Source organism: Devosia sp. (assembly GCF_036563435.1).
Classification (GTDB): Bacteria; Pseudomonadota; Alphaproteobacteria; order Rhizobiales; family Devosiaceae; genus Devosia.
In genome coordinates this window covers 99662-111891 of sequence record NZ_DATCMJ010000005.1, presented here as the reverse complement: position 1 = coordinate 111891, position 12230 = coordinate 99662, and the positions used below count along the sequence as shown (strand labels likewise).

Annotated in this window: 18 protein-coding genes; 2 read left to right on the top strand and 16 right to left on the bottom strand. The window is 61.9% G+C overall.

Annotation, left to right across the window (positions count from 1 at the left end):
* Positions 1-28: 28 nt before the first annotated feature.
* Both VIL88_RS03955 and VIL88_RS03950 read right to left on the bottom strand, forming a co-directional pair.
* Positions 29-511, bottom strand: a complete 483-nt coding sequence (locus tag VIL88_RS03955; RefSeq protein ID WP_331986215.1) for a hypothetical protein — start codon at positions 509-511, stop codon at positions 29-31.
* A 65-nt stretch (positions 512-576) separates the two neighbouring features.
* Entirely contained in the window at positions 577-2037 is a 1461-nt protein-coding gene (locus VIL88_RS03950) for a Do family serine endopeptidase (RefSeq protein ID WP_331986213.1), read from the bottom strand.
* A 175-nt stretch (positions 2038-2212) separates the two neighbouring features.
* On the opposite strand from VIL88_RS03950, the gene VIL88_RS03945 reads away from it, so the two are divergent.
* A complete protein-coding gene (locus VIL88_RS03945) occupies positions 2213-3394 on the top strand; it encodes a hypothetical protein (RefSeq protein ID WP_331986211.1) in 1182 nt (393 codons plus the stop codon).
* Positions 3395-3702: 308 nt separating this feature from the next.
* Positions 3703-4017, top strand: coding sequence for a hypothetical protein (locus tag VIL88_RS03940; protein ID WP_331986209.1), 315 nt, complete (start codon positions 3703-3705; stop codon positions 4015-4017).
* 4 nt (positions 4018-4021) lie between these two features.
* Here VIL88_RS03940 and VIL88_RS03935 read toward each other — a convergent pair whose 3' ends face one another.
* The 14 genes from VIL88_RS03935 to rpsN form a co-directional block, all read right to left on the bottom strand.
* On the bottom strand, positions 4022-4459 hold the full coding sequence (locus VIL88_RS03935; RefSeq protein ID WP_331986207.1) for a VOC family protein: 438 nt from the start codon (positions 4457-4459) through the stop codon (positions 4022-4024).
* A gap of 165 nt (positions 4460-4624) precedes the next feature.
* On the bottom strand, positions 4625-5050 hold the full coding sequence (gene rplQ, locus VIL88_RS03930; protein ID WP_331986205.1) for a 50S ribosomal protein L17: 426 nt from the start codon (positions 5048-5050) through the stop codon (positions 4625-4627).
* Positions 5051-5085: 35 nt separating this feature from the next.
* The gene (locus tag VIL88_RS03925; RefSeq protein ID WP_331986261.1) at positions 5086-6111 is read right to left on the bottom strand and encodes a DNA-directed RNA polymerase subunit alpha; all 1026 of its coding nucleotides are present in this window, start codon (positions 6109-6111) and stop codon (positions 5086-5088) included.
* Between the two features lie 97 nt (positions 6112-6208).
* Positions 6209-6601 carry a 30S ribosomal protein S11 gene (gene rpsK / locus VIL88_RS03920; protein WP_086469598.1) on the bottom strand — a complete coding sequence of 131 codons (393 nt, stop codon included), beginning with the start codon at positions 6599-6601 and terminating at the stop codon, positions 6209-6211.
* A 79-nt stretch (positions 6602-6680) separates the two neighbouring features.
* A complete protein-coding gene (rpsM, locus tag VIL88_RS03915) occupies positions 6681-7049 on the bottom strand; it encodes a 30S ribosomal protein S13 (RefSeq protein ID WP_056232669.1) in 369 nt (122 codons plus the stop codon).
* Between the two features lie 174 nt (positions 7050-7223).
* Positions 7224-7787: an adenylate kinase gene (locus VIL88_RS03910; RefSeq protein WP_331986196.1), complete on the bottom strand. Its 564-nt coding sequence runs from the start codon at positions 7785-7787 to the stop codon at positions 7224-7226.
* On the bottom strand, positions 7784-9124 hold the full coding sequence (secY, locus tag VIL88_RS03905; protein ID WP_331986194.1) for a preprotein translocase subunit SecY: 1341 nt from the start codon (positions 9122-9124) through the stop codon (positions 7784-7786). Before secY ends, VIL88_RS03910 begins: the two co-directional genes overlap by 4 nt.
* A 132-nt stretch (positions 9125-9256) precedes the next feature.
* A complete protein-coding gene (rplO, locus tag VIL88_RS03900) occupies positions 9257-9757 on the bottom strand; it encodes a 50S ribosomal protein L15 (protein WP_331986192.1) in 501 nt (166 codons plus the stop codon).
* A gap of 17 nt (positions 9758-9774) precedes the next feature.
* On the bottom strand, positions 9775-9963 hold the full coding sequence (rpmD, locus tag VIL88_RS03895) for a 50S ribosomal protein L30 (RefSeq protein WP_108459106.1): 189 nt from the start codon (positions 9961-9963) through the stop codon (positions 9775-9777).
* A 23-nt stretch (positions 9964-9986) separates the two neighbouring features.
* Entirely contained in the window at positions 9987-10520 is a 534-nt protein-coding gene (gene rpsE, locus VIL88_RS03890) for a 30S ribosomal protein S5 (RefSeq protein WP_240229327.1), read from the bottom strand.
* A 19-nt stretch (positions 10521-10539) separates the two neighbouring features.
* Entirely contained in the window at positions 10540-10902 is a 363-nt protein-coding gene (gene rplR / locus VIL88_RS03885; protein WP_331986188.1) for a 50S ribosomal protein L18, read from the bottom strand.
* A 12-nt stretch (positions 10903-10914) separates the two neighbouring features.
* Complete coding sequence (gene rplF, locus VIL88_RS03880) at positions 10915-11448, bottom strand: 50S ribosomal protein L6 (RefSeq protein ID WP_331986186.1); 534 nt, start codon at positions 11446-11448, stop codon at positions 10915-10917.
* A 48-nt stretch (positions 11449-11496) separates the two neighbouring features.
* Positions 11497-11895 carry a 30S ribosomal protein S8 gene (gene rpsH / locus VIL88_RS03875; RefSeq protein ID WP_331986184.1) on the bottom strand — a complete coding sequence of 133 codons (399 nt, stop codon included), beginning with the start codon at positions 11893-11895 and terminating at the stop codon, positions 11497-11499.
* A gap of 12 nt (positions 11896-11907) precedes the next feature.
* Complete coding sequence (rpsN, locus tag VIL88_RS03870) at positions 11908-12213, bottom strand: 30S ribosomal protein S14 (RefSeq protein ID WP_331986182.1); 306 nt, start codon at positions 12211-12213, stop codon at positions 11908-11910.
* Between the last annotated feature and the right edge of the window lie 17 nt (positions 12214-12230).

Here is a 12230-nt window from a genome sequence, read left to right as displayed (position 1 = left end):
CCTCTACTAGGGAGGCGAGACACTGGTGTCAGTTGAGGGCGACGCCGTCGATGATCAGCTTGCCGCCGGTCAGCGAGACCGAAATGCTTGGCTCGGCGTAGGTCGAGACGGAACTCGACAGGGACGTCACGGTCGCATCCTCGATCTCGTAGCGGATCTCGCGCTCCTCACCAGAGGCATCGGAGACACTGGAGGTGATGACGACGGTGTAATCTTGCTTGCTCTTGCTGCCGGTCTGCGCCGACCAGTTCAGGAGCGCAGCATCGACTGGCGTGATCGTAGACAGCGACAACGAGAGTTCAGTCGCGCTCGCCGTCTCCTCTTCGTTGCTCACTGAACTCGCGATGTAAAAGGACGCATCGCCTGTGGTGTATTCAAGCTCAGTGCCGTCCTCCGCAACCAGCAGCATCCTGGCCGGAGGACGGTCCTGCGCAATGGCTGCGGTGCTGACGGCGGTCAAAATAGCAGCGATGGTGGCGGTGCAAAGCCTGGTGGTGGCGGTTATAGACATCGGAACTCCCTTTCCGAGAAAACTCCGCGAGTTGGGTCCCTGCGCCGGCGGAAGTCAAGCACCGGTCAGCCGCTGACAATGCTTCTGGTGATCCGCCCCTCACGCTGCAGGATGATCTGCCAGGTCCGGGCGCGGCGGCTTGCCGTTTCGGCAAAGACGCGGGCGCTATCCATCTCGATGTCGTTGAGCGACAGGATGACGTCATCGACCCGTAGGCCCATCTGCTCGGCTGGGGAGCCGGGTTCTATGGCAGTCACGATAACGCCGCGCGCCTCATAGGGCAGTCCCTTGCTTTCGGCGAGCGCCGCGTCGAGCTGCCGCACGCTGGTGCCGGCAAAGCGGGAATTGCCAGTGATGGTGGCCAGCATGTCCTCGCCCGCTACCGGTGCGGCTTCGACGGTGAACTCGACCCTCTCGGTGTTTCCCGCACGCAAGCGTTCGAGCACCGTGGTCTGGCCCAGCGGCTTGGTGGCGAGGCGGAAGTTGAAGGCGCTGGGGTCATCCACCGCGACGCCGTCCACCGACAGGATGACGTCGCCAGGCGCAAAGCCTGCTTTGGCTGCCGGACCATCGGGCGCTACTTCGGCAATCAGTGCACCATGCGGCGCGGTCATGCCGAGGCTTGCTGCAATGTCCGAATTGACCGCCTGCAGCTTTGCGCCGAACCAAGGGCGGACGATTTCGCTGCCAGTCACCCCTGCCTCTGCCACGAGCCGTGCCATATTGGCGGGAATGGCAAAGCCGATGCCCACCGAGCCACCGCTCTGGGAGAAGATGGCGGTGTTGATGCCGACCAGGTGCCCATCGAGGTCGACCAGGGCGCCGCCGGAATTGCCCGGGTTGATGGCGGCATCGGTCTGGATGAAGAATTCATAGTCGCTGCTTTCCACGCCGGTGCGGGCCAGCGCCGAGACAATGCCGCTGGTAACCGTTTGCCCGACACCGAACGGATTGCCGATGGCAAGCACGAGGTCACCGACAAGCAAGGAGTCCGAGTCGGCGAAGGTGATGGCGGCGAACTCCACCTGGCCGGGGTCCCGCACGCGCAGAACCGCAAGGTCGGTCTGCGCGTCTTCGACAACGATGTCGACGGCGAATTCCCGCCCGTCGGCGAGGGCGATCCGTACATCGGTCGCGCCCTCGATGACGTGACGGTTGGTGAGGATCACGCCGCTGGCATCCACGATCACGCCGGATCCCAGGGAACGGGACTCGCGCGGCCGGCTCTGGAACTGCCCTTCGCCAAAGAAGCGCGAGAAGAAGGGGTCACGGGCGAAGGGGGACACGGCCTGCTGCTCGATCCGGGTCGCATAGACATTGACGACCGAGGGGGCCACGCTGCTGACCACGGGAGCAAAGCTCAGCTTGAGCTCGCCCTCACTTTGCGGAACCACGCGGTCCTGCACCTGGGGCGCAACCGCCGCCTGGGCTAGCGAAGGCGCATTCCAGGGCGAGAAGGCCAGTGTTCCACCCACGGCCAGGACCATGGTCGCACAGCCCGCGAGCAGCAGCGTACGGATCGTCATTGCACTATCCCAAATAAGTGACGTTGAGCGCAGGCAAACGCCCGGATTCTGTCATGAAAATGGCGTCACGCGCCGGTCTTAATCTGCAGGCAAATAATCGTTTGCGCCCGGGGGTTCCCAGCCCTATATGCAGCGCTTCTTTTCACGCTTTCCAGCCCCGAAAGGCCAGTCGTCGATGACCACCGAGCCGAAGCACGTTTACCCGAACACCTCCGCCTTGATTGCGGCAGAAGCGCCGGACTTTCCGGCTTTCCTGTTCTCCGAACGTGAGCTTCACAAGGCCACGAAGGTCTTCCGCAAGGGCTTCGACGGCCTGCTGACCTACGCCGTCAAGTGCAACCCCTCCCCGCACATCATTGCGCAGCTGCACCGCGAGGGCCTCAAGGCCTTCGACGTTGCCTCCAATCGCGAGATGGAACTGGTGCGCGACTATGCGCCCGGCGCGGTGATGCACTACAACAACCCGATCAAGAACAAGCGCGAGATCGAACGGGCTTACGAGGAGTTCGGCGTCCGCTCCTTCACCATCGACCATCCCCAGCAGCTCGACCAGCTCGCCGCCGTGGTCTCCCCGTCGCGCGACGTGGAAGTGACCACCCGCTTCAAGGCGGGCAAGGCGCTCAAGTCCTATGACTTCGGCATCAAGTTCGGCGTCATGGAACAGGGCGCGGCCGAAATTGTCTCCGCCGTCGAGAAGATGGGCTATACGCCCAGCCTTTGCTTCCATGTCGGCTCGCAGTGCGAAGACGCCTATGCCTATGAGCGTCATATCGCGGCGGCTGCGCGCATCGTCGAGGAAAGCGGCATCGAGCTCAAGCGCCTCAATATCGGCGGCGGCTACCCGGCCCCCTACCCGACCAGCGAAGCGCCGCCGATGGACTACTATTTCGAGACCATCTCGACCGCCGTGTCCGACCACTTTGGGGACAAGAACAAGCCCGAACTGATCATCGAGCCTGGTCGCGCTCTCGTCACGTCCTCCACCTCGCTGCTCCTGCGCGTCAAGCATCAGCGCGGCGGGCAGTCGGTCTATGTCAACGACGGTGCATATGGCTCCCTAATGGAAGTCAAGTTCATGCACTTCACCCCGCCCACCCGCGTCTGGCGCGGCCCGCGCGTGCATGACAATGACCAGGAATTCAGCGAATTCACCATCTGGGGCCCGACCTGCGACAGCTATGACGTGCTGCCCCAGGTCTTTACGCTGCCGGCCGATATCGACGAGGACGATTGGATCGAATTCGGCCTGATGGGCGCCTACACCCAGGCCTCGCTGACCCCCTTCAACGGCTTTGACCGCCGCGACCAGTTCTGGGTCGAAGAGGCCTATACCGGCAAGGACCAGCAGCCGGAGTAAGATCCAAGTCTCTCAATCCCCGCTTCGGCGGGGATTTTCGTCTCCAGCCTTTTCCACCCCGATCCCCCTATGTGGGAACTGAAAATGCAGCCGATCCCGCCCCTGTCGGCCCTGGGCCGCCGCATCATGATCAATGGCCCCAGCAATGCCGGCAAGTCCACGCTGCCGATGCGATCAGCCGCAAGCTCGGAATAAGGGCCGTCCACCTCGACCTCTTCAGCCACCTTCCCAATACGGATTGGGAACCGCGCGACACGGCCGAGTTCCACGCGCTGCATGATGCGGCCATTCTTGAGGAGGAGTGGGTAATGGATGGCAACTATACCGCCATCATGCAGCAGCGCTATGCCCGCGCCACAGGCGTCATCGTCGTCGATGATCACTTCCTCAAGCGCTATGTGCGGTACTTCCGCCGTACCCTGTTCGAGGCCGACCGCATTGGCAGCGTGGCCGGCGGCAAGGACAGCATCAAGTGGGAGATGATACACTGGATCTGGAAGACCCGGGACGCCACCAAGTATCGGCGCATGGCATCCGCCCACGACCTGCCTGTCGTCACCTGCAAGTCGTTGCCTGAACTGCAGCAGCTCTACTCCGCCTGGGACCTGGATCGGCGGCGGTGAGCCGTCACCCCAACTCCTCCGCCAGTCCGATCAGCAGTCCTTCGGGTCCGCGGATGTAGCAGAGCCGGTACACGTCCTGGTAGTTGACCACCTCGTCCACCAGGGTCGCCCCCAGCCTATATAGCCGCTCCAGCGTCTCATCGAGGTCGTCCACGGCGAACATGACGCGCAGGTAGCCCAGGGCGTTGACCGGCGCATTGCGGTGGTCGGCCACCGTGGCAGGCTTCAAAAAGCGGGAGAGCTCAAGCCGGCTATGGCCATCAGGCGTCTGCATCATGGCAATCTCGACGCGCTGGCCATGAAGCCCGGTGACCTTGCCGGACCAATCTCCTTCGATCGTGGCGCGGCCTTCAAGCGTCAGGCCGAGTTCCAGGAAGAAGGCCACCGCAGCATCGAGGTCCTCCACCACGATACCGACATTGTCCATGCGTTTGAGCGCCATGACAGAACCTCCCCTTCCGTTACCCACGGAAGCTTACGGGAGAGATCGCGTACGGCAAAGACACCGATCACTGTCATACGCCTTCACGTGCCAACCCACAGCGGGCACAGGACAAACAAAAACGACCGCATCGCTGCGGCCGTCTTGCTATTCAGAAATCGAAGCTTATGCGGCTTCGTATTCGTCCTCGTCACGCACCTGGACCGGACCGCTGTCCTGGCCCTTGGCGTTGACGTCGCGATCGACGAACTCGATCACAGCCATCGGGGCGTTGTCGCCATACCGGAAGCCGGCCTTCATGATGCGAAGGTAGCCGCCCTGGCGCTCGGCGTAGCGCGGGCCGAGCACGGCAAAGAGCTTCTGCACCTGGCCTTCGTCGCGGATCTGCGAGATGGCCTGGCGGCGGGCGTGGAGGTCACCACGCTTGCCGAGGGTGATCAGCTTCTCGACGATCGGACGCAGGTCCTTGGCCTTGGGAAGCGTGGTAACGATCTGCTCGTGCTTGATCAGCGCGGCGGACATGTTGGCGAACATGGCCTTGCGGTGCGAGGCGGTTCGGCTGAGCTTGCGGCCGCGGTTGGCGTGGCGCATGGGTTATCTCCTAAAAGTCTTTGGCGGCGGCGAGATCAGTAGTGATCTTCGTAGCGCTTGGCGAGGTCATCGATATTCTCGGGTGGCCAGTTGTTGACGTCCATTCCGAGATGAAGCCCCATCTGTGCCAGGACTTCCTTGATTTCATTGAGCGACTTGCGGCCGAAGTTCGGCGTCCGCAGCATCTCGGCTTCCGTCTTCTGGATCAGGTCGCCGATATAAACGATGTTGTCGTTCTTGAGGCAGTTGGCCGAGCGGACGGAAAGTTCGAGTTCGTCGACCTTCTTGAGCAGAGCCGGGTTGAAGGCCAGTTCCGGAACGGCATCCTGTGCTTTTTCCTTGCTGGGCTCTTCGAAGTTCACGAAGACCGACAGCTGGTCCTGGAGAATGCGCGCGGCATAGGCCACGGCATCTTCCGGCGACACGGCGCCATTGGTCTCGATCTGCAGGGTCAGCTTGTCCTTGTCGAGCGATTCACCCGCGCGGGTGGCATCGACCTTGTAGCTGACGCGGCGAACCGGCGAGAACAGCGAGTCGACCGGGATATAGCCGATCGGTGCATCTTCGGGACGGTTCTTGTCGGCAGCGACATAGCCCTTGCCGGTGTCGACCGTGAACTCGATGTTGATCTCGGCACCGTCGTCGAGGTGGCAGATCACCAGCTCGGGATTCAGCACTTCGATGTCGCCGCTGACCTTGATGTCACCGGCCGTTACGGCACCGGGGCCCTGCTTGGAGAGGTTCAGGCGCTTCGGGCCTTCGCCACCCATCTTCAACGCGATTTCCTTCACGTTGAGCACGAGGTCCGTGATGTCTTCCCGCACGCCCGGAAGCGAGGAGAATTCATGCAGGATGCCGTCAATCTGGATTGCGGTCACTGCCGCGCCCTGAAGCGACGACAGCAGCACGCGACGCAGGGCGTTACCAAGGGTAAGCCCGTAACCGCGCTCAAGCGGCTCGGCAACTACCGAGGCCACGCGCGCGTTGTCGCTGCCCGAAACAATCTCCAGCTTGGTCGGCTTGATCAGTTCTTGCCAGTTCCTCTGGATCGTCACGGTTATGTCCTTTCAAAATCGCGGCCCCAGCCCGAGCCGCTCCGCCGCAAACGCAATAAGACTCCCGGCCTGACGCGGCCGGGAGCTCTTCGATCGGTCTAAATTAGACGCGGCGCCGCTTGCGCGGGCGGCAGCCATTGTGCGGGATCGAGGTCACGTCACGGATCGAGGTGACATTGAAGCCGGCAGCCTGGAGAGCACGGAGCGCCGACTCACGGCCCGAACCGGGACCGCGCACTTCAACCTCAAGGGTCTTCATGCCGTGTTCCTGCGCCTTCTTGGCGGCATCTTCGGCAGCGACCTGGGCGGCATAGGGGGTCGACTTGCGCGAGCCCTTGAAGCCCATCACGCCCGACGAGGACCACGAAATCGTGTTGCCCTGCATGTCGGCGATGGTGATCATGGTGTTGTTGAACGATGCGTTCACGTGGGCGACGCCCGAGGTGATATTCTTGCGCTCTTTGCGACGGACGCGCGCGACTTCAGCTTTAGCCATTCTATTCCTCTAAACGATATCAGCGCTGCCGTTAGCCTCGCGGCCCCGGCAGCTACATCGAAGAACCCGAAAAGGGTTCTTACTTCTTCTTGCCGGCGATCGGCTTGGCCGGACCCTTGCGGGTGCGGGCATTGGTGTGGGTGCGCTGACCGCGGACCGGAAGGCCACGACGGTGACGCAGACCGCGATAGTTGCCCAGGTCCATCAGGCGCTTGATGTTCATCGCCACGTTGCGGCGAAGATCGCCTTCCACGACGTAGTCGCGGTCAATGGCTTCACGGATCTGGATAACTTCAGCGTCGGTCAGTTCATTGACGCGGCGCTCGGCCGGAATGCCAACCTTGGTGCAGATATCCTCGGCGAACTTGTCGCCAATCCCGTGGATATACTGCAGCGCAATAACTACGCGCTTATTCGTCGGGATATTGACGCCAGCAATACGTGCCACGTCTGCTCTCCTTCATTCAGCGCGAACCATCACGGCTGGCGCCCTTAAACAACAAGGGACCGGACTTCGACCCCCACTTCGTGGAAAACCGAATCCAGCCCAATAATCCATGAGACTGACGCGGTTCTTTAAGGATTAGAGTCCGCGGAGTCAACCGTGAACCTGCTCCTGTATTCAGCGTGCGATTGCGCCCTTGATGGCCGCCGTCACCTGATCGACCGGTTGCATGCCGTCAACCGTCTTCACCAGGCCCTGCTTGCGGTAGTATTCCACAAGGGGCGCGGTATCCTGCTTGTAGATATCGAGGCGCTTGCGGATCACCTCGGGCGAGTCGTCGGGACGATTGCTTTCCTTGGCGCGGTTGATCACGCGACCAACTAGCACATCGGCATCCGCCGTCATCTCGATCACGGCATCAAGCTTGATACCCTTGTCGCGCAGCATGCCGTCTAGGGCTTCCGCCTGACCGATCGTGCGCGGGAAGCCGTCGAGGATGAACCCCGGCGCGCAATCCTCGGCATCGAGCCGCTCCGAGACAATTCCGTTGACGATATCGTTGGAGACCAGATCGCCACGATCCATGATTTCCTTGGCAGCGATGCCAAGCGGAGTTTGCTCGGCAATGGCCGAACGCAGGATGTCGCCGGTCGAGAGCTGGGGAATGCCGAAGGCCTCGACCAGAATCTTGGCCTGGGTCCCCTTCCCCGCCCCCGGCGGTCCAAGCAGTATCAACCTCATCGACGCTTGCCTCCCCCGAGACGTGACTTCTTGACCAGCCCCTCATATTGCTGGGCAATCAGGTGGCTCTGGATCTGCGACACCGTATCGAGCGTCACCGTCACCATGATCAGCAGCGACGTGCCGCCGATGAACTGGCTGATCGCCATCTGGCTGAACAGGACTTCGGGAATCAGCGCAACAACCGTGAGGTAGATAGCACCGATCACGGTGATGCGCGTCAGCACATAGTCGATGTGCTGTGCCGTGCGCTCACCAGGGCGGATGCCCGGGATGAAGCCGCCGGAGCGCTTGAGGTTGTCGGCCGTCTCCTGCGGATTGAACACGATTGCCGTGTAGAAGAACGCAAAGAAGATGATGAAGAAGGCAAACAGCGCGAGATACAGCGGCTGCCCGCGGCCCAGCAGCGCCGTCACCGTCGTCAGCCAGACCGGCGCGTTGCCTTGTGCGGCAAAGGACGCGATCGTGGCCGGCAGCAGCAGCAGCGACGAGCCGAAGATCACCGGGATCACGCCCGACGTGTTCAGCTTGAGCGGCAGATGCGAGCTGTCGCCCTGGAACATCTTGTTGCCGACCTGGCGCTTTGGATACTGGATCAGCAGGCGGCGCTGGGCGCGTTCAAAGAACACGATGCCCGCGATCACCACCAGCGACAGCACGACCATGCCAAGACCGGCAATGCCGGGAATGGCGCCGGTACGGCTGAGTTCCAGCGTCTGCGCGATAGTGGTGGGCAGGTTGGCCACGATGCCGGCAAAGATGATCAGCGAGATGCCGTTGCCGACGCCGCGCGCAGTGATCTGCTCGCCCAGCCACATCAGGAACATGGTGCCACCTACGAGGGTGATCACCGTGGACACGCGGAAGAACCAGCCTGGATTGAGCACCACGCCCTGCGAGGCCTCGAGGCCCACGGCGATACCATAGGCCTGCACCGCACAGAACACCACGGCAAGGTAGCGGGTGTACTGGTTCATCTTGCGACGGCCAGCCTCGCCACCTTCCTTCTTCATCGCCTCGAGGCGCGGAGAAGCGGTAGAGATCACCTGCACCACAATGGAGGCGGTGATGTAGGGAATAAGGTTGAGGGCAAAGATCGCCATGCGCTCGACGGCACCGCCGGCGAACATGTTGAACATGCCGATAATACCCTGCTGGCTCTGTTCGAACGTCGCACGGAAAGCATCGGGATCGATGCCCGGGACCGGAATGAACGTGCCCAGACGATAAACAAGCAGCGCGCCCAGTGTGAACCAGATGCGCTGCTGCAGGGCCTTCGCCTTGGAAAAGGTCGAGAAATTGAGATTACGTGCCAGCTGTTCGGCTGCGGACGCCATGTATCGCTCCCTATGGCTTCAAGGCCAGGTGCGCTCGGAGCGCTTCGGGAGCGTATGCATCTGCGCCCCTAACGCAACAAACCAGAAAGGCGCACCCGGCCAAGGAGGCCGGATGCGCGATCGTCAGGTAGATTAGCCGGCGTACGGCGTCTTCTTCCAGGTGGCCTTGGCCGGGATCACTTCGACCGAACCGCCGGCAGCCTCGATGGCGGCAGCAGCACCCTTGGTCGCGTAGTCAACCTTGAAGGACACACCCTTGGCCGAGAAGCCCTCGGCACCGATCAGGCGGACGCCGTCACGCGGGCGGCGGATGACGCCGGCAGCAACCAGGGCTGCAGCATCGATCACGCCCTTGGCGTCGAGCTTGCCGGAGTCGATGTAGTTCTGGATGCGGTCGATGCGGACTTCATTCCAATCCTTGGGATTGAGCGCGTTGAAGCCACGCTTCGGCATACGCATGTGAAGGGGCATCTGGCCGCCTTCGAAGCCGTTGATCGCAACGCCGGAGCGTGCGGTCTGGCCCTTGCCGCCACGACCACCGGTCTTGCCCTTGCCAGAGCCGATACCGCGACCGATGCGGATACGGGTCTTGGAAGAACCGGGATTGTCGCGAAGTTCATTCAAACGGGTCATTTGATCGACCTTCCCTCTTACTCGCCGACGACGCGGACGAGGTGCGGGAGCTTGTTGATCATGCCGCGAACTTCGGGCGTATCGATCAGCTCGCGCTGCTTGTTCATCTTGTTGAGCCCGAGACCGATCAGGGTCGCGCGCTGCACCTTGTCGCGGCGGATCGGCGAACCGATCTGCTGCACGGTGATCATCTTTTTCTCAGCCATGATTTATCTCCTGACCTGAGCGATCAAGCTTCGACCGCAGTCTCGCCGCGGCGAGCCTGAAGTTCCGAAACCTTGAGGCCACGGCGGGAAGCAACCGAGCGAGGGCTGTCGACGCGCTTGAGCGCATCGAAGGTCGCACGGACCATGTTGTAGGGGTTTGCAGTGCCCTGCGACTTGGCAACGATGTCGTTGATGCCAAGCGTTTCGAACACGGCGCGCATCGGACCGCCGGCGATGATGCCGGTACCCGGAACGGCGGCACGCAGGATGACCTTGCCGGCGCCGTGGCGGCCAGCAACGTCGTGGTGCAGCGTGCGGGCGTCGCGCAGCGGCACGCGGATCATCTGGCGCTTGGCCTGCTCGGTGGCCTTGCGGATCGCTTCTGGAACTTCACGGGCCTTGCCGTGACCGAAGCCAACGCGGCCCTTCTGGTCACCGACAACGACGAGTGCGGCGAAACCGAAGCGACGGCCGCCCTTGACCACCTTGGCCACACGGTTGATGTGGACCAGGCGATCGACGAATTCGCTTTCGCGCTCTTGAACGTCTCTGCTCATAATTCTCTTCCTCGCCGCGTTAGAACTGCAGACCGCCCTCGCGGGCAGCTTCTGCAAGGGCCTTCACACGGCCGTGGTAAATGTAGGCGCCGCGATCGAAGATCACTTCGGCAACACCCGCCTTGGTGGCGCGCTCGGCGATCAGCTTGCCGATCGTCGCCGCAGCTTCGGCGGTGGAACCGCTCTTGCCGGCAGCCTTGATGTCCTTGTCGAGCGTCGAAGCGGCAGCCAGCGTGCGGCCGGTCGCGTCGTCGATGATCTGGGCGTAGATATTCTTGTCCGAACGGAAAACCGACAGACGGGGACGACCGAAGGCACGAGCCTTGAGCGCCTTGCGGACACGAGCCTTGCGGCGTTCCGCACCTTTTGCACTGATAGCCATTGCAGGCGCTCCTTACTTCTTCTTGCCTTCTTTGCGGAAGACTTGTTCGTTGGCATAACGAACACCCTTGCCCTTGTAGGGCTCGGGCTTGCGCCATGCACGAATGTTCGCCGCAACCTGACCAACCTGCTGCTTGTCGGCACCCGAGACGACGATTTCCGTCGGCGCGGGAACGGCAAGCGTGATGCCGGCTGGGGCCTGATAGATCACTTCGTGGCTGAAACCAAGCGACAGCTTGACATCCTTGCCCTGCATCGCGGCGCGATAACCAACGCCCTGGATGGCCAGACGCTTCTCGAAGCCGGCCGAAACGCCAGTGACGATGTTCTGCAGCAGCGCACGGGTGGTGCCCCATGCAGCGCGAGCAAACTTGGTGTCGTTGGTGGGGGAAACCACCAGGCCATCCGCGCCCTGCTCGACCGTGACGGAATCCATCAGGTCGATGCTGAGCTCACCCTTGGGGCCCTTAGCGGTGACGGTACGACCATTGATCGTGACCGTTACGCCGCTGACCGGTGCAACCGGTTTCTTGCCAGTACGTGACATTCTATATCCTTGAGTAATCGTCTTACCGAGAATCCTAAGGCCGAAGCCTTAGAATACGCGGCAGAGTACCTCGCCGCCGACATTGGCAGCCTTTGCTTCGTGATCGGCCATTACACCCTTGGGGGTGGAGAGGATCGACACGCCGAGACCGTTTGCGACCTGCGGGATGTTCTTGACGGAGGCGTAGACGCGGCGGCCGGGACGCGAAACGCGCTCGATCGTGCGGATGACACCTTCATTGTCCGAGTACTTGAGTTCGATCTCGTACTCGGAAGCACCGTTTTCGAACTTGGTCTCCGAATAGCCGCGGATGAAACCCTCGGACTGGAGAACGTCCAGCACACGACCGCGCAGGGTCGAAGCCGGGGTCGAAACGGAATCCTTGCGACGCAGCTGGGCGTTGCGGATGCGGGTCAGCATATCGCCGATGGGATCGGAAAAGCTCATCTTGGTTTCTCCTTACCAGCTCGACTTCACGAGACCCGGGATCTGGCCCAGGTTGCCAAGCTGGCGCAGAGCGATACGGCTCATCTTCAGCTTGCGGTAGAAGCCACGGGGACGACCCGAGACTTCGCAACGGTTGCGGACGCGGACCTTGGCCGAATTGCGCGGCAGCTCGGCCAGCTTGAGCTGGGCAGCGAAACGCTCGTCCATGGGGATCGACTGATCCTTGGTCTTTGCCTTGAGAGCGGCGCGCTTGCCAGCATACTGCTTGGCGAGCGCAGCGCGCTTGTTGTTCTTAACGATGGAGCTGGTCTTTGCCATATCCTGATCCTTTATCC